The organism is Geotalea sp. SG265, from assembly GCF_022808985.1.
Lineage (GTDB): Bacteria > Desulfobacterota > Desulfuromonadia > Geobacterales > Geobacteraceae > Geotalea.
On sequence record NZ_JAKZFT010000005.1, the window covers coordinates 113004 to 137167 of the forward strand.

The 24164-nt window shown below is 57.2% G+C and carries 25 protein-coding genes and 3 tRNA genes; 17 read left to right on the forward strand and 11 right to left on the reverse strand.

Annotation, left to right across the window (positions count from 1 at the left end):
- Positions 1 to 50: 50 nt before the first annotated feature.
- Positions 51 to 728, reverse strand: a complete 678-nt coding sequence (locus tag ML541_RS07855) for an FKBP-type peptidyl-prolyl cis-trans isomerase (RefSeq protein WP_243372130.1) — start codon at positions 726 to 728, stop codon at positions 51 to 53.
- Positions 729 to 933: 205 nt separating this feature from the next.
- Here ML541_RS07855 and ML541_RS07860 point away from each other — a divergent pair, with 205 nt between their 5' ends.
- On the forward strand, positions 934 to 1131 hold the full coding sequence (locus ML541_RS07860; RefSeq protein ID WP_243372131.1) for an ArsR family transcriptional regulator: 198 nt from the start codon (positions 934 to 936) through the stop codon (positions 1129 to 1131).
- Positions 1132 to 1518: 387 nt separating this feature from the next.
- Entirely contained in the window at positions 1519 to 4194 is a 2676-nt protein-coding gene (locus ML541_RS07865) for an ATP-binding protein (RefSeq protein ID WP_243372133.1), read from the forward strand.
- Here the strand turns inward: ML541_RS07865 and ML541_RS07870 are convergent.
- Positions 4154 to 5191, reverse strand: coding sequence for a GMP reductase (locus ML541_RS07870; RefSeq protein ID WP_243372135.1), 1038 nt, complete (start codon positions 5189 to 5191; stop codon positions 4154 to 4156). The genes ML541_RS07865 and ML541_RS07870 overlap by 41 nt on opposite strands.
- 467 nt (positions 5192 to 5658) lie before the next feature.
- On the opposite strand from ML541_RS07870, the gene ML541_RS07875 reads away from it, so the two are divergent.
- Entirely contained in the window at positions 5659 to 6906 is a 1248-nt protein-coding gene (locus tag ML541_RS07875; RefSeq protein ID WP_243372137.1) for an MFS transporter, read from the forward strand.
- Here the strand turns inward: ML541_RS07875 and ML541_RS07880 are convergent.
- From ML541_RS07880 to ML541_RS07890, 3 genes are read right to left on the reverse strand one after another with little or no spacing between them, the layout of a single operon-like run.
- Positions 6888 to 7133 carry a DUF3820 family protein gene (locus ML541_RS07880; protein WP_243372139.1) on the reverse strand — a complete coding sequence of 82 codons (246 nt, stop codon included), beginning with the start codon at positions 7131 to 7133 and terminating at the stop codon, positions 6888 to 6890. The genes ML541_RS07875 and ML541_RS07880 overlap by 19 nt on opposite strands.
- Positions 7130 to 8131 (reverse strand): tRNA-dihydrouridine synthase family protein, encoded by a 1002-nt coding sequence (locus ML541_RS07885; protein ID WP_243372141.1) that lies wholly within the window; start codon positions 8129 to 8131, stop codon positions 7130 to 7132. Before ML541_RS07885 ends, ML541_RS07880 begins: the two co-directional genes overlap by 4 nt.
- The gene (locus ML541_RS07890) at positions 8103 to 8585 is read right to left on the reverse strand and encodes an FKBP-type peptidyl-prolyl cis-trans isomerase (protein WP_243372143.1); all 483 of its coding nucleotides are present in this window, start codon (positions 8583 to 8585) and stop codon (positions 8103 to 8105) included. Before ML541_RS07890 ends, ML541_RS07885 begins: the two co-directional genes overlap by 29 nt.
- A gap of 214 nt (positions 8586 to 8799) precedes the next feature.
- Between ML541_RS07890 and ML541_RS07895 the strand changes: the two genes are divergently transcribed.
- From ML541_RS07895 to tpx, 3 genes are all read left to right on the forward strand, one after another.
- A complete protein-coding gene (locus ML541_RS07895) occupies positions 8800 to 9078 on the forward strand; it encodes a hypothetical protein (RefSeq protein WP_243372145.1) in 279 nt (92 codons plus the stop codon).
- Positions 9079 to 9105: 27 nt separating this feature from the next.
- Positions 9106 to 11907, forward strand: coding sequence for an EAL domain-containing protein (locus ML541_RS07900; RefSeq protein WP_243372147.1), 2802 nt, complete (start codon positions 9106 to 9108; stop codon positions 11905 to 11907).
- 70 nt (positions 11908 to 11977) lie between these two features.
- Positions 11978 to 12523, forward strand: coding sequence for a thiol peroxidase (gene tpx, locus ML541_RS07905; RefSeq protein WP_243372149.1), 546 nt, complete (start codon positions 11978 to 11980; stop codon positions 12521 to 12523).
- On the opposite strand, the gene ML541_RS07910 is transcribed toward tpx, so the two are convergent.
- The gene (locus tag ML541_RS07910) at positions 12493 to 12786 is read right to left on the reverse strand and encodes a hypothetical protein (RefSeq protein ID WP_243372151.1); all 294 of its coding nucleotides are present in this window, start codon (positions 12784 to 12786) and stop codon (positions 12493 to 12495) included. The genes tpx and ML541_RS07910 overlap by 31 nt on opposite strands.
- 181 nt (positions 12787 to 12967) lie before the next feature.
- On the opposite strand from ML541_RS07910, the gene ML541_RS07915 reads away from it, so the two are divergent.
- The 4 genes from ML541_RS07915 (at position 12968) to ML541_RS07930 (ending at position 15351) form a co-directional block, all read left to right on the forward strand.
- Entirely contained in the window at positions 12968 to 13624 is a 657-nt protein-coding gene (locus ML541_RS07915; RefSeq protein ID WP_243372152.1) for a YceH family protein, read from the forward strand.
- Positions 13625 to 13627: 3 nt separating this feature from the next.
- Positions 13628 to 14236, forward strand: a complete 609-nt coding sequence (locus ML541_RS07920; protein ID WP_243372153.1) for a CoA pyrophosphatase — start codon at positions 13628 to 13630, stop codon at positions 14234 to 14236.
- 72 nt (positions 14237 to 14308) lie between these two features.
- Positions 14309 to 14611, forward strand: coding sequence for a DUF2288 domain-containing protein (locus ML541_RS07925; RefSeq protein ID WP_243372154.1), 303 nt, complete (start codon positions 14309 to 14311; stop codon positions 14609 to 14611).
- A gap of 14 nt (positions 14612 to 14625) precedes the next feature.
- Positions 14626 to 15351 (forward strand): DUF1847 domain-containing protein, encoded by a 726-nt coding sequence (locus ML541_RS07930; protein WP_243372155.1) that lies wholly within the window; start codon positions 14626 to 14628, stop codon positions 15349 to 15351.
- 3 nt (positions 15352 to 15354) lie between these two features.
- Here the strand turns inward: ML541_RS07930 and thpR are convergent, their stop codons facing one another.
- Together thpR and ML541_RS07940 are read right to left on the reverse strand one after the other, a co-directional pair.
- Positions 15355 to 15894, reverse strand: a complete 540-nt coding sequence (gene thpR, locus ML541_RS07935) for an RNA 2',3'-cyclic phosphodiesterase (protein WP_243372156.1) — start codon at positions 15892 to 15894, stop codon at positions 15355 to 15357.
- A gap of 2 nt (positions 15895 to 15896) precedes the next feature.
- Positions 15897 to 16952 (reverse strand): CapA family protein, encoded by a 1056-nt coding sequence (locus tag ML541_RS07940; protein ID WP_243372157.1) that lies wholly within the window; start codon positions 16950 to 16952, stop codon positions 15897 to 15899.
- A gap of 106 nt (positions 16953 to 17058) precedes the next feature.
- Here ML541_RS07940 and serS point away from each other — a divergent pair, with 106 nt between their 5' ends.
- The 6 genes from serS (at position 17059) to ML541_RS07970 (ending at position 19926) form a co-directional block, all read left to right on the forward strand.
- A complete protein-coding gene (gene serS, locus ML541_RS07945; protein WP_243372158.1) occupies positions 17059 to 18327 on the forward strand; it encodes a serine--tRNA ligase in 1269 nt (422 codons plus the stop codon).
- Between the two features lie 6 nt (positions 18328 to 18333).
- Positions 18334 to 18419, forward strand: a tRNA-Ser gene (locus ML541_RS07950).
- A 91-nt stretch (positions 18420 to 18510) separates the two neighbouring features.
- A tRNA-Ser gene (locus ML541_RS07955) sits at positions 18511 to 18603 on the forward strand.
- Between the two features lie 39 nt (positions 18604 to 18642).
- Positions 18643 to 19128, forward strand: a complete 486-nt coding sequence (locus ML541_RS07960; RefSeq protein WP_243372160.1) for a DUF2155 domain-containing protein — start codon at positions 18643 to 18645, stop codon at positions 19126 to 19128.
- 6 nt (positions 19129 to 19134) lie between these two features.
- Positions 19135 to 19211 (forward strand) — tRNA-Arg (locus ML541_RS07965).
- Positions 19212 to 19317: 106 nt separating this feature from the next.
- A complete protein-coding gene (locus tag ML541_RS07970) occupies positions 19318 to 19926 on the forward strand; it encodes a trimeric intracellular cation channel family protein (protein WP_243372162.1) in 609 nt (202 codons plus the stop codon).
- A 33-nt stretch (positions 19927 to 19959) separates the two neighbouring features.
- Here the strand turns inward: ML541_RS07970 and ML541_RS07975 are convergent, their stop codons facing one another.
- The 3 genes from ML541_RS07975 to ML541_RS07985 all read right to left on the reverse strand — a co-directional run bounded on the left by ML541_RS07975 (position 19960) and on the right by ML541_RS07985 (position 22823).
- Positions 19960 to 21390, reverse strand: coding sequence for a DegQ family serine endoprotease (locus ML541_RS07975; RefSeq protein ID WP_243372164.1), 1431 nt, complete (start codon positions 21388 to 21390; stop codon positions 19960 to 19962).
- A gap of 50 nt (positions 21391 to 21440) precedes the next feature.
- Positions 21441 to 22316 (reverse strand): L,D-transpeptidase family protein, encoded by an 876-nt coding sequence (locus ML541_RS07980; RefSeq protein WP_243372165.1) that lies wholly within the window; start codon positions 22314 to 22316, stop codon positions 21441 to 21443.
- A gap of 114 nt (positions 22317 to 22430) precedes the next feature.
- Positions 22431 to 22823: a hypothetical protein gene (locus ML541_RS07985; RefSeq protein ID WP_243372166.1), complete on the reverse strand. Its 393-nt coding sequence runs from the start codon at positions 22821 to 22823 to the stop codon at positions 22431 to 22433.
- Between the two features lie 174 nt (positions 22824 to 22997).
- On the opposite strand from ML541_RS07985, the gene ald reads away from it, so the two are divergent.
- Complete coding sequence (ald, locus tag ML541_RS07990) at positions 22998 to 24077, forward strand: alanine dehydrogenase (protein WP_243372167.1); 1080 nt, start codon at positions 22998 to 23000, stop codon at positions 24075 to 24077.
- Positions 24078 to 24164: the final 87 nt, after the last annotated feature.

The window sequence follows — 24164 nt, forward strand, 5'->3', positions numbered from 1 at the left end:
GCAGAGGGGCGGGAAACATCCTGCCCCTCCTTGACCGGCACCTCTTTCCTTTACTTGTGGCTTTGCTCCTTGACCACATCCAGAAGTTCAATTTCGAAGACGAGCGTGGCATTGGGAGGGATGCTTCCCGAGCCTGACTTGCCATAGGCGATTTCGGGCGGGCAGATGAGCTTCGCCTTGCCGCCGGCTTTCATCATCTGGACACCCTGGGTCCAGCAAGGGATCACTTGGTTCAGGGGGAATTCAGCCGGGGTGCCCCGCTTGTACGAGCTGTCGAATTCCTGGCCGTTGACCAGGGTGCCCCGGTAATTTACTTTCACCTTGTCCGTAGCCTTTGGATTGGCGCCGCTCCCCTCTTTGAGAGGGATGTAGATGAGCCCGGACGTAGTTTTTACCGCTCCTTTCTCTTTTGCCGCCGCATCTACAAACTGCTTTGCTTCGGCGGCGAGCTTTTCGCCTTGTGCGTTGCGGCGGGCTGCGGCCAGCTCCTGGATTTTAGCCGTGTATGCCGCTTCATCCACAACAGGCTTCTTGCCGGTTGCCGCATCGGTCAGCCCCTGCTTGATCATTTCCAGTTCGGCAGGGGCGAGGTCGAAGACGGAAAGCTGGCGGGCAATGATGGTGCCGATGGCGTAAAAGGTCTTCTGTTCGTCGGTCTTCGGCTCTTCTGCGGCGAAAACCGGCACGGCAATAAGGGTGACAAGGATGGAGATGAAAATTCTGTGCATGGATAACCTCGCTGTCTGATTAATGTGGGCCGATAAATAGTAACATCGATTTGTTAAAAATCAATAGTTAAATATTCAGCCTGTTGAGGAGGCCGAAGCGGCCACTACAAAAGGTCCATCAGTAATCACAGGAACGGCTTCGTAGCGGCACGAGGGGGCAGCCCGGTTTCCTGTGACTGCAGAATGAACCTGAAAGGAGATCTCCATGGGAGATATACCACGTACAACAGTTTCTGATGCACGGCAACGGGTGGAGGAAGGACGGGCGCTTCTGGCCTGCGCCTATGAAAGTGAAGAGGTCTGCAAAGGTATGCTCATTGCGGGGGCCATGACCCTTGCCCAGTTTCGCGAGCGCGTGCCGACCCTGGACAAGGGGCAGGAGGTTATTTTTTACTGCGCATGACCCACGGAACACACCTCCGCCGGTCGGGCGGAAGAGTATCGGAAGCAGGGATTCACCAATGTCTCGGCGCTCCTGGGAGGCGTGGAGGCTTGGAAGAAGGCGGGATTGCGTGTCGAGAGCAGACAGTGAAGAAGCTATCCTATCGGAACTTATGTCGCGGCCCTTGTGGCCGCTTTCTTTTGGCCGAAAATTCCTTCAGCTATTGCAGCGTTACATGGTGCCTCCGTTCATCCTCAAGCTTGGCCGCTGCCGGCAGGTCAACCTTTCCTGTCATGGCAGCTCTTTCAATAAAAATAATCTATTTTAATAAATCCGATTTCTTTTCAGCTCATAGATGGCAAAGCCGAAAAGACAAAGGAGTGATTCTCAAGTGGGTCAGGAGATCCTGTGCTTCTTTTCTTCGAACGGGCTTCCATACGGATGAAGCTGCTCGGCGTCATGGTGCTTTCCGGACTGCCGCTGGTGTTGGCGGTCGTTTTGCTCCTTTACGGCAAGTACCGTGCGGACTACAGCAATGCACAGTACCGCGCCCTTGTTACCTCCCGTGCCATTGCCTATCGGCACAGCGCCCAGGTGGAAGGGTTCCGCAATCTGTTAAACGCCCTGTCCCAGCATCCGGCGGTCAGGGTAAGGGACAAAGAGGCTTGCAGCCGAATTCTTAGAGAGATATTACGCAACTCACCTTCCAGTTCCAATATCGGCATTGCCGACCTCCAGGGAAACCTGATTGCTTCCGGGGCCACCCCTCTTACGCGCAGGTTCGGCATCGGCGACAGGAAGTATTTTCGGGATGCCGTCAGGACCGGCCGTTTCAGCGCCGGTGAATTTACCATCAGCCGGGCGTTGGGCAAACCTGCCCTTCATTTCGCCTTGCCGGTCTTCGATGGGGCGGGAGTGCCGCAGGCGGTCATTTATGCCGCCCACGACCTGGGGCAATTCAACGTTTTTTTCAATCAGCAGGGTTTTCCGTATGCTTCCAATCTTACCATTACCGACTACCGGGGAATCGTTCTCCACACCTATCCCGCCGTCAGGGGGCTGAAGGCAGGCAGTCCGGACAGACAGGTGATTGCCCGCAGGATGGAGAGCGTTGCTGACGAAGGAACCTTCGTGGAGAGGGGGCTAGACGGGGTAAATAAGCTGTTTGCCTTTAAAAAGGTAAGGCTGCAGCAGGATGAGGAACCCTATATGTACATCAGGGTCGCCATCCCTCTGGATGTGGTCATGGCACCGGTCAATCAATCCATTATAACGTCTCTGGCGGTGGTCCTCCTTGCCGCAGGATTAACATTCTTTCTGAGCAGGCGACTGGCGGGGCGCTATCTGACCAATCCCCTGGAACGACTATCCAGTGCGGCGCGGGAAGTGGCCGGAGGCAATCTTTCCGTCAGGACCGCTCTTCCCTGCAACGACGAACTGGGAGAACTTTCCCGCTCTTTCGACGCCATGACCGCATCCCTGGGGGAGCGGTTGCGGGAAAAAAATGCGGCCGAGGCGCAGCTCAAGGCGATCTTCGATTACCTGAACGATGCGATTTTCATCCAGGAGGTAGGCAGTGGCCGCATTACCCAGGTGAACAGAGCCATGTGCGAGATGTTCGGATGGACAGCGGCGGAGGCTGCAGGCTTGACCGTTGGTGAGATAAGCCAGGGGGACCCTCCCTATTCCATCGACGAGGCCAGGCAGTACATGAAGCTGGCGGAGCGGGGCGAACCCCAACTCTTCGAATGGTGGGCCAGGCGCCGGGACGGTTCGGTCTTCTGGACCGAGGTGAGCATGAGGCGGGCGAGGATCGGGAGCGGCGATGCCTTGATCGTCCTGGTCCGGGACATTTCGGAGCGCAAAGCTGCGGAAGAAGAAAAGAAGACCCTCCTGGAGCAGCTCAACCAGTCCCAGAAGATGGAGTCGGTTGGGCGTCTGGCGGGGGGGATAGCCCATGACTTCAACAACCTGCTGACTCCCATTATCGGTTTTGCGGAACTGGCGGTAAAGGAGGTCCCGGAACAGGCCGATACCCGGGTGAAGATCGACCGGATCATTCAGGCGGCGATGCGGGCCAAGGATCTGGTCCGGCAGCTCTTAAGCTTCAGTCGCCACCAGGTTCTCCACATGCAGGCGATCGACCTCAACGGGGTCGTTTCATCCTTCTACGATATTCTCCGCAGAACAGTAAGCGAGCGGATCGAAATCCGCCTGCATCTGGCCCCCGGCCTTGGCGGCGTCCGCGCGGACAGGACAAACATGGAACAGGTCCTGATGAACCTGCTGGTAAATGCACAGGATGCCATAGAAGGAACCGGCACCGTTACCATCGAGACGGCGGAGGTCATGCTCGACGAGGAATATACGCGCTTCCATGCCGAAACGGCCCCTGGGCGATATGTTCTCCTTGCCGTGACCGATACCGGAGGCGGTATTGCAAAAGGTGACCTGTCGCACATCTTCGAGCCCTTTTTTACTACCAAAACGAGCGCCAAAGGCTCGGGACTGGGTCTGGCGACGGTGTACGGCATTGTCAAACAGCATGGTGGGAGTATCTGGGTCTACTCGGAAGAGGGACAGGGGACGGTTTTCAAGATGTACTTCCCTGTTGCCGAGGCTGCTTCTGCCTCGACCGAACGGGCGGCGCCTCAACGGGTCGCCAGTGGCAAGGCCGGAGGAATTGTACTGCTGGTGGAGGATGACGAACTGGTGCGGACCATGGTAAAGGAGGTTCTCCTCGGAGTCGGTTACAAGGTGCTCGAAGCCGGGCATCCACGCCAGGCGTTGCTGTTGGCCGAGGGGCGGCAGATCGATCTGCTGCTGACCGATGTCATCATGCCGGAAATGGCCGGGCCGGAGCTGCACAAAAGGCTTCTTGCGGTGCATCCGGGACTGAAGGCAATCTTCATGTCGGGTTATACGGACAGCGTGGTGCAACTGGGGAACGGGATAGAGCTGGCGAATTTCGTCCAGAAACCTTTCACCGTTCAGGATATCGTCGATAGGGTAGCCGCCGCAATGGCAGGAGAGACATGGCAATTCAGCCGAAAAGGCGATTCTCCTGCTCCTGGACGCGGATGAAGGTGGTGCGCTTGGTCAACTCCCGCAACGATTCCGCTCCCACATACGTACAGGCGGAGCGGACACCGCCGAGAATGTCCCTGACCGTTTCGGCGATAGGCCCGCGGTAGGGGACCTCGACCGTTTTGCCTTCGGACGCGCGATATGCCGCGACGCCGCCGGCATGGCGAGCCATGGCGGTTTTCGAGCTCATGCCGTAGAAAAGCTTGAACTGCTGGCCGTTCCGTTCCACCAGCTGACCGCCGCTTTCGTCGTGCCCGGCGAACATGCCGCCAAGCATGACGAAATCCGCACCACCGCCGAAGGCCTTAGCCACATCTCCGGGGCAGGTGCAGCCGCCGTCGGAGACGATGCGGCCACCCAGGCCATGGGCGGCGTCGGCGCACTCGATGACAGCCGAAAGCTGTGGATAGCCGACCCCTGCCTTGGTCCGGGTGGTGCAGGCCGAACCGGGGCCGATACCAACTTTGACTAGGTCGGCACCGGAGAGGAGAAGCTCTTCCACCATCTCGCCGGTGACCACATTGCCGGCGACAATGGTCTTGTCCGGATAGGCCTCCCTGACACGGCTGACGAAGGCAACAAAGCTTTCGGCGTAGCCATTGGCCACGTCGATGCAGATGAACTGAAGCTGGGGATGATTGCCTGCGATGCGGGAAAGCTTGCCGAAGTCGTCGTCGGAGGTGCCGGTACAGACCATGATCCTTGCGTAGATGCCACTGTCCCGGTCCTTGAGAAAGGTTTGCCAATCGGCAGGGGTGTAATGCTTGTGGATGGCAGTGAGCAGGCCGTGTTCGGCCAGCACCGCGGCCACCTCGAAGGTGCCGATGGTATCCATGTTGGCGGCGATGATCGGCACTCCGGCCCATTGCCTCTTGCTGTGGAGAAAGGTAAAGGTTCGCTCCAGCTTTACCTGGGCCCGGCTTTTCAGGTTCGATCGCTTCGGCCGGATCAGCACATCCTTGAAGCCCAGTTTCAGGTCCGTCTCCACCCGCATTGCCAACCTCCCGGCTTATCGAAATTGCTGCGAAAATTATACAGTACCCATTGTACCTCATGATGCTGCATAATCACGTGCATTTGTTGTGTGGGAGGTCAGGCTGGATGAAGAGTAAGCCATTCCGGCCAGGCTCAAGGCACCCAAATCCCCGGGTATTTGCCGACCGGGCGGTGTTGGGATTCCTGAGTGAATAGCAACTCCGGGTACTGCTCGTTCACCAGCGATCCCTGCACCAGCCCTTGGGCGCTACTTCATTGCCAGGGGGCTGCTGACGGAGGATCTGCTGCGCCGCTCCATATGGGAATGCGCGGCGCGCAACGAGCTGGTGAGAAAGAAGCGGGTAATTTGGTATATAAATACCTGATTTAATAAAACAAAGGTTTAAATAAAGCAAAGTCTCCTTTACCCTCTCCCGTGCTTGTGTTAGGATGCCTTACCGTCTATTGCAGGCTCCAGGAGGGGCAATGCCCGACCAGCAAACCCGTCGTCAGCGGTGGATTATCTTCGCCGTGCTGGCACTCATGTACATCCTAGTCTATTTCTATCGCGTGTCCCTGGCGGTGGTTGCCGGCGACATCTCCCGCGAGCTCAGGCTGACGCCGCCGCAGCTCGGCTCCCTTTCCGGTATCCTCTTCTATGTCTATGCCGTTGCCCAGATTCCTTTAGGTCCCATGATCGATCGCCTCGGCAGCCGGCTGGTCATCAGCGGCTGCGGCGTGCTCACCGCCATCGGCGGCATCCTCTTCTCCCAGGCGGGGAGCCTGTCCAGCGCCATGGCGGCCCGGGTGCTCATCGGTATCGGCACCGCCTCCGTGCTCATGGCGACCTTTACCATCTTCAGCCATTGGTTCGACAAGCAGGAATTCGGCCGTGTTTCCGGTTTCATGGTCGCCGTCGGCAATCTGGGCAATCTGTCGGCAACGGCTCCCCTGGCACTGGCAGTGGCTGCCTTAGGCTGGCGTAACTCCTTCCTTGCCATCGGCATTGCCCAAGCCCTGGTAACAGTGCTGGTTTTCCTCATGGCCAAGGACCGGCCAGCCAAATCAGCCGCCGTCTCCGATCAGGGTGAGACCAGGCCCATGGGGCTCATGGCAGCGTGGCACCGGATCTTCACCAGCGGCGATTTTTGGCTCCTGGGGATCGTCTCTTTCTTCTGGTACGGCAACTATCTTGCACTGCAGGGTTTGTGGGGGGGGCCGTATCTGATGGAGGTGATGGGCCTTTCCCGCGCTACCACCGGACAGATGCTGATGTTCACCTCCCTGGGCTTCATCTGTGGCAGCATGATCACGGATACCATAGCGCGCAAGGTCCTCCACTCCTACAAGAAGACATTGCTGGTGGGGCAGGGGGCACTGCTGGTGTTCATGTGCGGATTTTTCGGCCTTGCCGAATGCCTGCCGTTGCCGGCTCTGGCGGTGCTCTTCTATGCCATCGGCCTGGCGGTGTCTAGCGGGGTGATGATTTATCCCATCATCCGCTCCATGTTCCCGGTGACCATCGTCGGCACGGCGCTCACATCATTGAATTTCTTCGTTCTAATGGGGGCGGCAATCACGCAGCATGTGATGGGGCTGATTATCGGGGTGATGAAAAGGGGGATGGGAGGAATGCCTCAGGCATTCCATGGGGCGTTCATCTTTCCTGTGGCGGGGCTGGCCGTGGCCATCGTGCTCTTTTCCTTTGCACGGGATTACTTCGACAGAACCTGACCGGAGCGGAGCGGGTCGAAGAGATATTCCAGGCCGTTGACCTTGATCTCATAGATGGTCCGCAGCTGATCTCCCAGTTTCCCCTCGGGAAATCCCTGCCCGGCAAACCAGACCACGTAAGGCTCGGGAAGGTCAATGAGCCGCACCCCCTGGTACTTGCCGAAAGGCATGCGGGTTTCGGACAGTTCCAGGAGGAGATGGGAATTCGTTGGGACGGTCCCGGTCATTGCAACTCCTCCAGTGCCGCCATGAAGGCACCGATGTTTCTCGCCTTTCGCAGCCGCTTGATCGGTTTTTCCAGGTGCGCCTCGTCCACGAAATGGAAGACCTCCTTTATCTTGGCCAGCACCTGCGCCTCTCCGCAGAATACCTTTCCATAGCGCACCAGCAATTCCCGCAGGTATCCCTGCAGCATTGCCTTCCGCTCGTCCTGGTCGGGCTCCCTAATATCGTGCTGCCGCAATCTCCTGAAAAGGAATGGGTCGGCGATGGCACCCCTGCCGAGCATCAGTCCGGCTGCACCGGTCTCATCTAGGATCTGCAATCCTGCCGCAGCCGTGCGGATATCGCCGTTGGCAATAATCGGTACTGCCGTTTCCCGGACGACCTGCGCGGTAATGGCATGGTCAGCCGCTCCGGTGTAATGCTGCTGCACGGTCCGCGGATGAAGGACAATAAAATCCACCGCTGCCGATTCAAAGAGGGGGAGCAGGCGGAATATCTCCCCCGGGTCGTCGTACCCTGCCCGGACCTTGACGGAAAAGGTGCCGGTAATGGTCCGGCGCAGTTCGGGTATTAGCTCTGCCAGCATCTCCGGATGCCGGAGCAGACCGCCGCCGGTGGGACCCGAGGTCATCCGCCCATAGGGGCAGCCCATGTTCAGATTGATATGAACAGTCCCTGCTGCCTGGGCTGCCTCGGCAGCAGCAACCAGCGCCTCGGTGCCGTGGCCGATCAGCTGCACCACCAGTGGGACGTTCTTTTCCTCGGGGGCCATTTCCTTCAGGTCGCCGGCAGCGATGCGCCGGACCGGAGCCGCGGCATTGACCCTGACGAATTCGGTAAAAACCGCGTCGGGGCGGACCCAGTCGATGAACAGGGAGCGCATGGCCCGGTTCGTCACCCCCTGCATGAGGGCAAGAAGCAGCGGTCGCTTCCCCGGCTGCCAGGGCAGAGGCCGCTTGTTTCCGGTGCCGTCAGAGGATCTGGACGAGCTCGAATTCATAGGTCAGATCTTCGCCAGCCAGTGGATGGTTGGCATCGAGCAGCACCGCGTCGTCGGAGACCTCGACGACCGTCACTTCCAGCACTTCGTCATCGTCGCCGGTAAATTCCAGCTCCTGCCCCACCTGGGGGGTGATTTCGGGCGGTATTTGATCACGACCGATGCTGAAAACCTTCTCTTCGTCATATTCGCCGAATGCATCTGCTGCAGAAATGGTGATCTTTTTCCGCTCCCCGGGAGCCATGCCGACCAGTGCCTCCTCGATCTGGGGAAAGAATTCCTCCTCGCCGATGACAAGTTCCATCGGTCCTGCGTCGCAACCACAGCCGTCATCTTCGCAGCCGCAATCGTGTGCATGGTCGTGGCTCTCGTAGGTGGTGTCGATGACCGTACCATCTTCCAGGGTGCCGGCGAAATTGATCACCACTTTGTCTCCCTTTTTTGCCGATGCCATATCAATCCTTCCTTATCCTGTTTTTTATTTTCTGTTTGTCGAGCAGGGATAGACTCTACGGGTTGCGTAGCCATAAATCCAGCAAAATCTTCACGGCTGTAGGGGCGGAATGGGGTAAAAAAACTTAATATTACCCCCTAGGTGCCGATAAAACTAAGAAGAACTGCAATGCCGCCTATGGGGCAGGTAGAACATTTCAGGGCAGGGGATGAGGATGTCGGAACTGCAATTGCATGAGAGAATAGAAGTTGCCCTGAAGATGAAGATAACCTGGCCCGGTAAGGGGACGGTCTTCGGCACCACCAGATATGTCAGTGACGACGAGACCCTGCTTGTTGCCGATTTTGAAGAGGTGCCTGCCCCGGGAACAGAGATGCTGCTGCAACTGGACTGCACAGTGCTTGGCCGAGAGGCGCCGGTGGTCAAGGCGACGGTGCTGCGAGCTGAAAGGTGGGAAATAGTCTTTCGCCTGCCCGTGGAGAATGCGGACTGACTGGTAATTTACAGTGAGGGACGAAGATTGTCATTCGTCAGCCTGAAAACGAAGATGTCCGTTGCGGTCTCGTTGCTGGTGATCGCCCTTGTGGGTGCGCTGGCTTTTTCCCTGTTCTCCTTTTTCGAGCGCGAGACGAAAAAGTCCATTGTCCAACACCTCATCGTTCTTGTTTCGGAAATTGCCAGTGATATAGACGACAAGGTCGAGGGTTCCCGCAACTCCCTTATTGCCGTTTCCAGGGGTATTCCTCCCGCAGTCATCAAAGACCCGGGTAAGGCGCAGAAATTCCTCGATGATCGCCCGGGCACCCATTCCCTTTTCGATAATGGGCTGTTTCTCTTCTCGGCCGATGGGAAGATCATAGCCGAAAGCCCCTACCTGCCCGGCCGCAGAGGGCGCGACATCTCCTTTCGCGACTACTACAAAAAGACGGTGGCAAGCGGGAAACCGCAGATTTCCGATCCTTACATTTCAACCCACAATCCGGGTAAACCGGCCATCATCATAACCGTTCCCCTATTCGATGACTACGGCCGCCTGCAAGCCATCTTTGCCGGCAGTCTCGACCTGACCAGAGACAATTTCCTCGGCAAGTTTTCCCGCATCAGGCTGGGGCAGACCGGTTACCTTTTCCTCTTTACCACTGACGGCAGCTTTGTCATGCACCCGGACGAATCAAGAATCATGAAGCCGTTTAGTCTGGCGGGACACGACTTTTTCGAACGTGCTGCCAAAGCCGTAGAAGGCACAGAGGAAAGAGAAAATTCAAGAGGGGTGCGGGTTCTTACCACCTATAAGCGTCTGCGTACTGCAAACTGGGTGCTTGGCGCGAATTATCCACTCAAGGAAGCCTATGCCCCCGTGGAGCAAGCGAAATTCTATACGGCTGTAGCCGCTTTTTTCTGTGTCATGCTTTCGATCCTGTTCGTCTGGCTGGGGATGAGGTATCTGACCCTGCCGCTCTTGAATATGGCCGCACAAATAAGGACCTTGAACGGAGAGCCGGACAGCCGATTTCATGTGGAAATACAATCGGAGGACGAGATCGCGGAACTGGGACGGGCGTTCAACGATCTGCTGTGCCGCGTGGAGAACGAAAAGGAAGCCTTACGTGACGCTGTACTCATTGCCAGAAATGAACGGGCCAAATCCGAGGCGATTGTTGCTGCCATGGGTGACGGCATAAGCATGGTCGGTACCGACTACACGGTGCTGTACCAGAATCAGGTACACCAGAACCAGTTCGGCGGTGATTTTACCGGCAGTCACTGTTACCGGGGATTTCAGGGGAAAGAGGCTGTCTGCAGCGGCTGTCCGGTGGCGGAGTGTTTTGACGACGGAGAGGTCCATACGGCCGAACGGCTTCTGGAAAGGAACGGGGAGACGCTCCACCTGGAAGTAACAGCCTCCCCCCTTCGCGACTACAATGGGACCATCATCGCCGGTATCGAGGTGGTGCGCGATATATCCGGGAGAAAGAAGATGGAGCTGGCCATAGAGCAGATGGCCTTCCACGATGCTTTGACCGGCCTTCCCAACAGGCGCCTGTTCAACGAACGGCTGGCCCAGGCCATTGCCCATGCCCAGCGGAACGGCCAACTCCTTGCAGTCGTGTTTCTAGATTTGGACCGTTTCAAGGAGATCAACGACAGCCTCGGTCATTCAATCGGAGACCAGCTGCTGCAGGAGGTTGCGGCACGGCTCAAGAATTGCTGCAGAAGGGCTGAGGATACCATTGCCCGCCAGGGGGGGGATGAGTTTCTTCTCTTCCTTTCCGAAATAAAAGACGCGGATGATGCCGTGCGGCTCGCTACGGCACTTCTGCCGGAGATGACGAAGCCTTTCATCATCTCCGGCTATGAACTTTTTGTCAGCGCCAGCATCGGCATCAGCATTTACCCCCATGACGGCGGCGATGTGGACACTTTGGCACGAAATGCCGATACGGCCATGTACCGGGCGAAACAGCAGGGGCGGAACAACTACAACCTCTACAACCCTTCCATGGGGGAAAAGAACCGACAACGGCTGGCTGTGGAGACAAGCCTGCGGCGGGCTCTGGCGAATGACGAGCTGGTGCTCCATTATCAGCCACAGGTGCAGGTGCAGACCGGCTGCATAACCGGCATCGAGGCCCTTGTCCGCTGGAATCATCCCGAACGCGGAATGCTCCTGCCCGCCTCCTTCATTCCCCAGGCAGAGGAAACGAGGCTGATCTTCGAACTGGGTGAGTGGGTCTTGGAACGGGCATGCGCTCAAAATAAAGCGTGGCAGGATGCCGGTTATCCCCCCGTGAAGATTTCTGTAAATTACTCCCAGAGACAGCTGCGACAGCATGATTTCGTCGAGAAGTTCGCCAGGGTCCTGGATCGTACCGGCCTGGAGGCAAACTGGCTTGAGCTGGAGGTCCGGGAATCGGTGCTGATCGAGGGGATGGTGGAGAATATCCAGGTGCTTTCCGCCCTGCGGGAATTGGGGGTGCGGGTTGCCATCGATAATTTCGGCACCGGATATTCATGCTTTAAACATTTGGGGGATTTACCACTGGATGCATTGAAGATCGATCTTTCTTTTGTGTCCGAAATTGCGGCCAGCGAGGCGAGCAAAGCCATTGTCCGCTCAGTTGTGGGCCTGGCCCATGGGCTGCATCTGTCGGTGATCGCGCACGGGGTGGAAACAGAAGAGCAGATGCAGATGCTCCATTCGCTCGGCTACCTGGAGATGCAGGGGAATTATTTCAGCGCTCCTGTCACCGCAGATAAAGCCGGGGCGCTGCTTGCAGGTGAAAAAACTCTGATCGAGCCGCTCAAGCAACCGGGCCGGTGAATCCCCGGCCTTGTCTTATGCCTGTCAGCCGGTACAATTGAAGAAAATTTTTTTGATCGGAGGGTTCACCATGGTTATGGAGAGAAACAACGTGGTAACGTTCAAGGGAAAACCGGTAACGTTGCTCGGCCCCGAACTGCATGTGGGGGATAGGGCTCCTGATTTTACCGTCGTCGATAATGGCCTCTCGCCTGTTACCCTGGCCACCTACAGCGGGAAGGTAAAGGTGATCAGTGCCGTGCCTTCCCTGGATACTCCGGTATGCGAGATGGAGACGCGACGCTTCAATCAGGAGGCGGCAACATTGCCGGACAAGGTGGTGGTTCTCACAATCAGTCTCGATCTCCCTTTTGCCCAGAAACGCTGGTGCGGGGCGGCCAATATCGACCGGGTCATCACCCTCTCCGATTACCAGGAGCGCTCCTTCGGCCTGGCTTACGGGGTGCTGATCAAGGAACTGAAATTGCTTTCCAGATCCATCTTCGTCATCGACCGGACAGACATCATCCGTTACATCCAGCACGTGCCGGAGGTGACCCGGGAACCGGACTATGGGGCGGTGATGGATGCGGTGAAAAACCTGAATCAACCTGAATCGGTGTCGTCGTCGGCGTAATGGTCGATGTAGATCTTCTTGTCGATGCGGTCCAGGCCGTGGGCCACCAGGCGCAGTCCCAGCATTACCAGGTACAGACCGGTAAAGACCCCCGGCGCATTGCGGAACAGGAGCAGCATCGTGCCGAGGCAGATGTAGCATATCCCCAGTCTCTGGCATTTCTGCTGTTTTTCTTTCCCTTTGCGCGAAACGGTAAAGCCGTAGAACTGGTAACACATGACGGCAAAAACGATGATCGCCAGATACTCGAAAAACGTGGCCATGGCCATCCCTCCTGAAGAACTACATATTCATAAAACCATATAATATAATCTATACACCTTTTTTGGCGAAGCGCAGCAAAATAGTTATGGGCGCCACTGAGGTGCGGTGGCGAAATTGATGCATAGCGGCCGAAAACTTGCTATAGTGCCATGGCAGCAATTTTCAAGGAGACGGACGGAGATGGATGTAACCCTGAACGAAACGGAGGTCCGCGTTCTCGGCGCCCTCATGGAGAAGGAGCTGACGACGCCAGAATATTACCCCTTGAGCCTGAATGCACTGACTAATGCCTGTAACCAGAAATCAAATCGCGATCCGGTCCTGAGCCTGGATGAAGCGGAGGTGGTCAGGGCACTGGACGGCTTGAGGTTCAAGCAGCTGGCCCTGTTGTCGGGCGAAGGTGGGAGGGTGCCCAAATACCGCCACACCCTGGTGGAAAAACTGCGCCTGGACCCTCCGGAGCTGGCGATCCTGGCGGAGCTCCTGTTGCGCGGCCCGCAGACAGTGGGGGAGCTGCGGACCAGGGGTGAACGGATGCATCCCTTTCCCGATATCCCGGCCGTTGAGTCGGCCCTGGAAGAGTTGATGTCGATGAATCCAACCCTGGTGGTACGACTGCCGCGCCAGCCGGGGAGGAAGGATTGCCGCTATGCCCACCTCCTGGCCGGTGAACCTGCTTCTGCACCGGAACAACCGGCCCCGCCGGAAGCGGCCCGACTGAGAGTGCAGGCGGAAAACGAGCGCGTGGCCCGGCTTGAGGAGGAGGTTGCCGGACTGCGGGGCGAGGTGGCTGAGCTGCGCCGCCTGGTGGAAGAATTCAAGGCCCAGTTCGAGTAGAAAATGGACAGTGGAACCTGTGCGAACCAAATAAGCTTCTTCGACACTGTCGAATCGACCCTTGCCCTGCGGGAACCGGAGATGCTGCCCGCCGACCGCCGGGTCAAGGCTTCAGTGGCGCTGATCCTCCGGGAAGGGGAGATTGGCCCGGAGATGCTCTTCATCGAGCGGGCCAGGCACAAGGGGGACCCCTGGTCGGGTGATCTGGGTTTTCCGGGGGGGAAGGTTGAGGTCAGCGATGGCGATGCATATTCAGCCGCCATGCGCGAAACCGTGGAGGAGATCGGTCTGGACCTGTCAGCGGCGCGATTTCTCGGATGCCTTGCCGAGATTGCCGGTGCCACGCTGCCGGTCCGGGTGACCTGTTTTGTCTTTGCCTTGGAACAGACTCCCCAGTTGACGCTCAATGGGGAGGTTCAGGACGTATTCTGGGTTTCGCTTGCCGATCTCCGGGACCTGAACCGCCATATCCTCACACCGGTGAGCGTAAAAGGGGAACTGGTTCATTTCCCGGCCGTCATTGTGCCCTTATCGGGTAAACCACCCCTGTGGGGGCTCACCTACCGCATGGTGAAGCGGTTTTTCGAGCTGGTGCCCGATATGGGGGGGTAGCGGACGGAGCTTCCGGCTCCACCAGATCAATGGGATCGGCGGCATTTATTGATAAAGAGAGGAGATTCCTGCGTGATACCTGACAAGGAAGAGCTGGCACTGACAATCGATATGGCGGAATGGGGATGGTTGCGGGCCCACCTGGAGCGGGACGGGTTGATTCTGATTGCTGCGGACATGGACCTGGCCGAAGCGGGATGGCGGATAGCCACCGATGATGCCGATACTGTCGGCGGCTGGATTGCATCGGGCAAGATCGGCAAACCTTCGGCGGCGCAGATTGCCGCATGGGATGGCGACAAGGGAAGACAGTTCCAGATGCTGATCGTCAGCCCCTACATCCTTATTCAGGACAAGGCGCTGCACATCCAGTAAGGGAGGGCAAAACCATGGCTGACGACAAATCAGTATCCTGTTCCAAATGCAGCGCCGTCTGGCAGAAGAGCGGCGCCACCAACTGCTGGAGCGGCAGTTCCGAGACCGCCCCGCCCAAACCGGGTAACTGCCCGTCACAGGCATATGGCGATGTCATCGCTGCCGCATTCACCGAATATGGGGGGGAGAGCGAAGATGCCAGACTTGCCCGGGTGGCGGCCCGGGTGGAGGGGCTCTGCTATCAGCCGGTACCGGGGAGCGATGCGGTCAACGCCCGCTGGACCCGGGTTGAGGATACCATTGCTTTTGCCAGGCTGATGGGTTACAGGAAGATCGGCATTGCCACCTGCATCGGGCTTCTGGACGAAACGGAGCGGCTGGTGACCATCCTCAAGGCCCAGGGACTGGAACCGCAGAGCGTCTGCTGCAAGGCAGGGAGCATCGACAAAAAGGAACTGGGCCTCAGTGAGAGCGACAAGGTCCGTCCCGGCACCTTTGAGCCCGCCTGCAATCCCATCGCCCAGGCGGAAATCTGCAATCGCCTGGGCTGCGAGATGAACATCATCGTCGGTCTCTGTATCGGCCACGACATGCTCTTCAGCAAATACTCCAAAGTGCCGGTGACGACCCTGGTGGTGAAGGACCGGGTCACGGGCCACAACCCGGCGGCAGCCCTCTATGGCCAGAATTTCTATTACAAGCGGCTGCAGAAACAGCTGGTCTTGCCGGACGATAAGTAGCGCCTATCCTGCCAGCGGGTAGCTCTCTAATATTGTGTGGATTGCTCCGGCACTGGTGAGGGTGCTGGCGTAGAGGTGAAATTCGCTGACGTCGAATGACTCGGTGGCGAACTCCATTTCCCGCTCTTCAAGGGCCAGCACCAAGCGGGCCGGGGTTTCCTTCAGCCGGGCAATGGTGATGTGGGGGGAGAACTGCCGCTCATCTGGTGGGATGCCTGCTTCCATCAAGCAAAGTTCCACCTGTTGCTGGAGGGCAAGCAGCTGCTCGCATGCCGTCAATCCCACCCAGAGTACCCGCGGATGCTTCCCTGGCGGGAAATGGCCGATGCCGCTGAGGGCAAGGGAAAAGGATGGTCCAGTCACCCCTTGCAGCGCGGTCCGTATAGCCCGCATGGTCAAATCGTCGGCGGCACCGATGAAGCGCAACGTCAGGTGCAGTTGCTCCATTGCTACCCAGCGGGCTCCAGGCAGTGCACATGCCAGATCGACTATCGATTTCCTTACCGGTTCGGGTAAATCGATGGCCACAAAGAGCCTGTTCATGGTTATTCCCCTTCCGCTGCAACGATCTGTCTGGCCTGCTGCAGATCGACCAGGTAGCGCCCCCCCTCGTCACGGATGGTCGTGCCCATGGCGCTGGATATGGTGCGCAGCCGCCGGATGACATCGTTCCCTTTCTTCCCCTTCAATATGGCCGGCTGAAACTTCACTTCCCGATTAAGGACATTGATGGGGATCAGCTCTGCCTCTGCAACCCCCTTGTCCAGAGTGATCCGGGCGATGACGCTCCGATCCGAGTTCCTGCTCATACTGCCGAAGGCGAAGTTGCCGAGGCTGTAAAAGATCAGGGCATTTTTGTAGCTTTCAATACCCTGCAGCACGTGGGGATGGTGGCCGATAACCAGGTTGGCTCCTGCATCGACTGCCTTTCGCGCAGTTGATATCTGATATCGTTGCGGCATGGCTGCTCCTTCTTTCCCCCAGTGAAAGGAAACGACGACATAGTCTGCAGCGGCCTTTGCCCTGGAAATATCCCTCTCGAAAAAGGGGGGGTAGCCGGGGGCGGTGCCGGCGCGCCTGCTGCGGGCGAAAAATTCTTCCGGGTAGGTGAGGGAATAGGAAAGAAAAGCGACTGTACTGCCGTTGCAGCTGACGATGGCTTCCCGACGGGCGTCGGCCAACGATTTTCCGGCTCCACTGTGCTTGATCCCTAGGTTGTCCAGATGGTTGATGGTTTCCAGCAATCCGGTCTCGCCGTAATCGAGCATATGGTTATTGGCCATGGACAGAACATTGAAACCGGCTCTTTTTAAGGCTGCTGCAGCCATCGGCGCCGCTTTGAACCGGAATCTCTTGTTTCTGAATTCCCTTCCGCCTGAGGCAATGGGGGTTTCCAGATTTCCCACGGTCAGATCGCCCGTTTTGAGCACCGAAGCAGTGGCGGCAAAGGGGTGATCATAGCCGAGGCGCTCCAGAACAGCACTCCCCTTTCCAGCGAGCATGATGTCGCCAACGGCGTTGATGACCAATTTGTCTGCCATGGCAATGGAAGGCATGCCGATAGTTGCGACCAGGAGGAGAAAAAGACGTACAGGTTTCATGGAAGCTTTTCTCGTTAATGGATTTTTTCTATAAAAGTATTGACTGTTTATTGATCAAATGCTACAAAATATAGCTTCGTTTATTCGATTGTAAAGGCCTTTGCCCATGTTGGACGTCAAATATATTCGCGAACACCTGGAGCTGGTGGAAACTCGCCTGAAAACCCGCGGTACGGGTATCGACCTGGAGCGGTTCCGGCAGCTGGATTCCCAGAGGCGCGAGCTTCTGCAGCAGACCGAGACTCTCAAGGCTTTACGCAACAAGGTTTCCGAAGAGATCAGCCGGATCAAGGACAAAAGCCAGGCCCAGGATCGCATTACCGAGATGCGTGAGGTGTCACAGCGGATCAAAGGGATGGATGAAGAGCTGAAGGGGGTGGAAGAGACCCTGGAGCACTTCCTCCTCACTGTGCCGAACGTGCCCTCCCCGGCAACACCTGTCGGTGCTTCGGAAGCGGACAACGTGGAGATCAGGGTCTGGGGGGAAAAGCCCCGGATGGATTTTACGCCGAAGCCCCATTGGGAGATCGGTGAAGCACTGGATATCCTGGATTTCGAACGGGGTGCCAAGCTGACGGGTGCGCGTTTTACCCTATACAAGGGGCTGGGCGCACGCCTGGAGCGTGCACTGATCAATTTCATGCTCGATCTTCACACGGGGCGCCACAATTATCTTGAAATGCTTCCGCCCTTTATGGTAAACAGGGAAAGCATGACCGGGACAGGCCAGCTGCCGAAGTTCGAGGAGGACCTCTTTCATTTGGGAGAGGTTGATTATTTTCTGATCCCGACAGCGGAAGTGCCGGTAACCAACATTCACCGCGGCGAGATACTTAAGGGCTCGGACCTGCCGCTCTGCTACACTGCGTACACCCCCTGCTTCCGCAAGGAGGCCGGCTCGTACGGCAAGGATACCAGAGGACTGATCCGCCAGCACCAATTCAACAAGGTGGAGTTGGTCAAGTTCGTTCATCCCGATCATTCCTACGCCGAGCTGGACAAACTTCTGGACAACGCTGAAGAGGTATTGCGGCTGCTGAAGCTACCCTATCGGGTGGTCGATCTCTGCACCGGCGATATCGGTTTCTCGGCTGCCCGGACATTCGATATTGAGGTATGGCTGCCGGGACAGGACTGCTACCGCGAGATATCTTCCTGCAGCAATTTTGAAGATTTTCAGGCGCGACGAGCCTCCATACGCTTCCGGGAGGATGAAAAAGCCAAGCCGGAATTCGTCCACACCCTCAACGGTTCCGGGCTGGCAGTGGGCAGAACGGTTGTGGCCATTCTGGAGAACTACCAGCAGGCTGATGGTTCCGTGGTAATACCGGAGGCGCTCAGGCCATACATGGGCGGTGCCGAAAAGATAGGTTAGCTTTCCGGAGGAATGGCCGAGTGGTTGAAGGCGGCGGTCTTGAAAACCGTTGAACGAAAGTTCCGTGGGTTCGAATCCTACTTCCTCCGCCAGCAAAACAGGTTCTAAGTTCGGGAGTCCTAAGTATCCCTGTTAAAGCAAAAAACTTGGAACATCGAACATAAAACGTAGAACCGATTTTAAGGAGAGATGGCCGAGTAGGTCGAAGGCGCTCGCCTGCTAAGCGAGTATACTGGGAAACCGGTATCGAGGGTTCGAATCCCTCTCTCTCCGCCACTTATCAGTGGGATGCTTGATGCTTCGATTGGAGGTTATGTGAATACAGTACTGAAATCGGTAATTTTTACCCTCATGGCAATAGTCGCTTTGGTCGGCTGTTCCAAACAAGAGGAAAAAAAGCCTGGCGAAACGGCAGCCCCGCAAGGGCAGGTGACAAAAAAACAAACAACGGTAGTTGTTCCGAACAGTGTCAAGGGCAAGTGGAAAGCGGTCAAAATAGCCGTTACGGATAAGACGACCAAGAAGGATACCGTTTATACCGTGAACATCGGTTCCGAGGTGACCCTTCCTGGTGGAAACCTGACTATCAAGGTGGATAACTTTCTGCCCCAGTTCGTCATGGAAGGGACGACGCTTACCTCCCAGTCTAACGAGCCGAAAAACCCGGCTGCACAAGTGCGTGTCATAGAAAACGGCAAGGAGATCTTCAAGGGATGGCTCTTTACCCTCTATCCGACGACCCACGCATTTCAGCACCCCCGTTACGGCTTTACCCTGCAGGATTTCGTCCCTGCAGGCTAGGATAATGCGCTCGTAGCTCAGCTGGATAGAGCACAAGACTACGAATCTTGGGGTCGGGAGTTCGAATCTCTCCGAGCGCGCCATACAAAAGGGCTGACAAATTTGTCAGCCCTTTTCTTTTAGCAACAATTAGCAACACAAACCGTAGCCTCATCTTCCGTAGCCATGAATTCTCTGGAAGGAGCCGGAATGAATCTGCTCTATGCTCTCGACCTTTTAGGCACTGCCGCTTTTGCGGCCTCTGGTGCCTTGGCCGGAGTGCGCCGCAATATGGATCTTTTCGGCGTCCTTGTCCTCGGCCTGGTGACTGCTACAGGAGGCGGCACCATCCGCGATCTCCTCCTGGGTGACACTCCTCCCTTCATCTTCAAGAACGAGACCTACCTCTATCTCTCACTCTGCATATCGCTCGCCGTCTTTCTCTTCCATCGCAGTCTCGACATGCTCCACCATCCCTTGCTGTATTTCGACGCGGTGGGGCTGGGCACATTCGTCGTCATCGGCACCAGCAAGGCCATTGCTTTCCACATGGAATTCATCGGCTGTGTCATGATGGGGGTCATGACCGCCATAGCAGGGGGCATGGTGCGCGACATGCTTTCGACTCACGTCCCGCTGGTTCTCCAAAAGGAAGTCTATGCTTCCGCCTGTGTGGTGGGCGGTGCACTGCTCTACCTGCTGCATTTTACGACGCTGCCGGACAATTACGCCTCAGTCATTGCTGCACTGGCTGTTATCCTGCTGCGTCTCCTCGCCATCCGCTACCACTGGTCTTTGCCGCGCGCCGCACACCATTAGGCTACGGACCCTCAATCCGCTTCGGGTCGGTACTCATGACCGGTCGATGCTGATATAGAAGGTCTGCTTTCCTCTCTTGAGCAAAAGCAGGACCGGTTCTCCCTTCTTGATCTTGTCCACTTCCGCCTGGTACTCAGCCAGGTTTTTTACCGGTTTGCGGTTGACTTCCCTGACCACGTCGCCCGGTTTGATTCCGGCATCTTCGGCAATACTCCCCTGTTCCACATCAACGACCACCACCCCAGTTTTTTCAGGCGTTTTCAACAGTTCCTTCAGTTTCGGCGTCATGTCTTCCAGCTTCATGCCGAAGCCTTGAAGTGGTGAGGAAGCCTTGGGTGTCGTCCGCTCCTCGGTGAGCTCCTCCACCTTCAACCTGAATTCGGTCTCCTTGCCGTTGCGGATGGCCGATCCCCTGATCTCCTTGCCGACCGGTGTCCCTGCCACTATACGGGACAGATCGTTAGCGGTTTTTATTTCCTTACCATCGAAGGAGGTGATGATGTCGCCACTTTTCAGCCCGGCTCGGTCTGCAGGGCTGCCAGCTATGACATCGGCGACAAGGGCACCTTTTGATTCTTTCAAGCCGAAGGCTTTCGCTATGGATGGACTGACGTTCTGGATGCTGACGCCGACCCAGCCACGGATCACCCGCCCTTTCTCTTTCAACTGGTCGACAACCGACGATGCCAGCGTGGAGGGCACCGCGAAACCGAGCCCCTGGCCACCGGAGACGATGATGGTGTTGATGCCGATGATTTCCCCGGTTAGGTTGACCAGGGGGCCACCGCTGTTGCCGGGGTTGATGGGGGCGTCGGTCTGGAGGAAATTGTCATAGGGGCCTGAACCGATGACCCGTGCCGTGCCGCTGATAATGCCGTGGGTGACGGTCTCCTCCAGGCCGAAGGGGTTGCCCACGGCGATGACCCAGTCGCCGACCCGCATCTTATCGGAATCGCCCAGGGAGATGACCGGCAGGTTTTCAAAGGGGGAGGCGATCTTGATGAGGGCCAGATCCGTTTTTGCATCCCTGCCAATAACCTTGGCCTTGAACTCCCGACCGTCGGAAAGCTTCACCTTTATTTCTTCCGCATTATCCACCACATGGTTGGTGGTCAGAATCAGGCCGTCCTTGTTTATGATGGAGCCGGACCCCAGGCTCTGTTGCTTCATTTCCCGATCGCCGTTTTCGCCGAAGTTGCGTCTGAAAAATTCCCCCAGGGGGCTGTCGTCATTAGGACCGAGAAACTGCTCCAGGGGATTGGCAGGCACTTTCACGGTCGAGGTGGTGCTGATATTGACTACCGCCGGTTTCACCTTTGCCGCAATATCGGCAAAAGAGGGCAGAGAGCTGTTTACCTCGGGTTTGTTCCTGCTCTCGCAACCTCCCTGGGAGGTGCTGAGCACGAGAATGGTCAGAACCAGAAAAGATACTCTGCGAATAACGGCCAGTCTGCATTTGAGCATGATCTGCCTCCAAAAGTTTTGAATACCGACCCCTTGCCAGTTTTAGCTGTTTACCGGGATATATCCACGGGGATGCCTTCTTTACGGTAGATGGCGACCTTCAGTTTCTGCAGGTCGATCCGCCCGAGAAGTCCCTCTTCATCGAGCAAAGCCAGTGCCTGGGCAAGGTAGTCGGTGCCCTCGGCTCGGTGTATCTCCGCGTATATTCTGCTTCCCCCGCTGCCGATCTTTACCGGCTGGCTGACGATGGTGACCTTGATTCCGACCGGTACCGCATCGTATAATTGCAGGATATCTTCTGGGTAAAGGCGGATGCACCCGTGGCTCACGCGTCTTCCCTGGCCCCATGGCCGATTGGTGCCATGGATCAGCAAATCTTTCACTGAAAGGCGCAAGGCGCGGGCTCCCAAGGGATTTTCCGGGCCAGGCGCAACCGTTTTCTCAAGTTCCGGCTTTTCACGGCGGATCGACGGTGGCACATGCCAGACCGGATCGATCAGCTTTTCCATTACCGAAAAAGAGCCAAGCGGCGTTTCCCGACCTGCTTCGCCGATGCCGACAGGAAAGGTCATGACCTTTCTGCGGGCTCCCGGCAGGAAGAGATAAAGTCTCATCTCCGCAAGATTGACGACAATTCCTTCCTGGATCGCCGACCGGGGAAGGATCCATGCGGACGGCAACACGATTGCGACGCCGGGAGGAGGGATGAACGGATCCACGCCAGGATTGGCATCGGCAATCTCGTTGAAACCCAGATTGAATGCGCGCGCAATTTCCACAAGGGACTCGCCGGGCAGCACCCGGTACAGATTGACAAGGCCGATACAGTTGCCGTCGTGGAAAAAAGTCCTGGCCGGTACAGTCCGGCAGAGCAGGATAGCCTCCATGATCGCGGCGAAGATGAGGATTCGGGCCACGGGGTTCATGGGGCATATCCAGGACTGTGGCCAGGGAGATATCCCGAGCTCGAAAAAAACAACGGGACATCCGCTAACCGATCTCCCGCCGTTTTCCCTTGCTTCCTGTTCTGAGCGGCCCGTTTATTTGCGTTGTTCGAGCTCAAAGGCTTTGACGGCGCGTGCACCGGCCTCTTCCGCCCGGGTTGCCGCGCTTTCCGCCCTGGTGGCAGCTGATTCGGAAGTTGCCGCAGCAGCCTCGGCACGGGCTGCAGAGTCCTGTGCCCCCTTTTCCGTATTGATGAGCGAAGTTTTGACTGCTTCCGCACCGTTACGTGCCGCTTCACTATTCCGCAACGACAGGGTCGTCTTCTGGTCCTGGTCGTTCAACTGTTTCTCCAGGGAGGTCACCTTTTGTTCCAGCTGGATGATCCGGTGCGATAGCGGCTGGATCTGCTCCGTAACCGACTTGTTCGTCGCACAACCGGCAAGGAAAAGAAACAGCAGGGGACCCAGGATGAATAGATTCGGGGGCATCGGAGCTTTCTCCTTTTGATTAATCATGGTTAATTTAATTGTACTCGGGGCAAAATCTAAGTCAAACAACCGCTACGGCAGGCGGAGGCCGACCCGGGCCAGGGGTTGCGAAAGGGCGGTTGTGGGATAGAATGGTGCGAATACGATGGAATCTGCAGTGCAGAGGAGGATGGCATGATAATAGGGATACCCAAGGAGATCAAACGGCATGAGTACCGGATCAGCCTTACCCCTGCCGGTGCAGCGGAACTGGTGCGGAGTGGCCACACCGTCCTGGTTGAGGGGGGGGCCGGTACCGGAAGTGGTTTCGACGATGGGGCATATCTGGAGGCAGGGGCGAAAATCTGCGGCAGGGAGGAGCTCTTCGAGCGCAGCGCTCTCATCGTCAAGGTAAAGGAACCGCTCCCAGAAGAATTTCCACTATTCCGCCATGAGCAGGTGCTCTTCACCTATCTGCACCTGGCCCCCAACGTTCCCCTGCTGCAATTCTTCCTGGAAAAGGAAATCATCGCCATCGGTTACGAGACCCTGGAAAAGGACGGGACGCTCCCTCTTTTGACCCCCATGAGCGAGGTTGCAGGGAGGATGGCGCCGCTGGTGGGGGCATTTTACCTGCACAAATCGGATGGTGGGACCGGCGTCCTGCCATGCGGCGTGCCGGGGGTGAAACCGGCACGGGCACTCATTTTGGGAGCCGGGGTCGTGGGAGCCAATGCCACCCGGATCTGCACCGGTCTCGGCATGGACACCACCGTCCTCAATCGTAGCGTGGAGCGCCTCCAGACCCTGGAGGAACTCTATGCCGGGAGGTTGAAGACGCTGGTGCTCAACGCCAGAGTCCTGGAGGAGGAGATCCGGAGTGCCGACCTGGTGATCGGTGCGGTGCTGGTGCCGGGGGGAAGAACGCCGCTTCTCATTTCGCGGGAGATGCTGCGGACTATGAAACGTGGTGCGGTGCTGGTGGACGTTTCCATCGACCAGGGGGGATGCGCGGCGACCAGCCACCCCACCACCCATGACGATCCCATATACTCCGAAGAAGGCGTCATTCACTACACCGTTGCCAATATGCCCGGCGCCTATCCCTGGACCTCGACCCTGGCCCTGACTAATGCAACGCTGCCCTATATCTGGAAACTGGCGCAGATGGGAATAGATGAAGCACTGAAGGCGGATGCAGCGCTTGCCGGGGCCGTAAACACCAGGGCCGGGGCGATCATTCATCCGGTTCTGGCAGCTGCGATGCAGCGATGACCCTTCTTCCCCCCGATCCTGCCGTCATCACCCCCAATGACAAAGAACATTCTCACGGTACAATGTAATAAATAAAAATTAATTTAT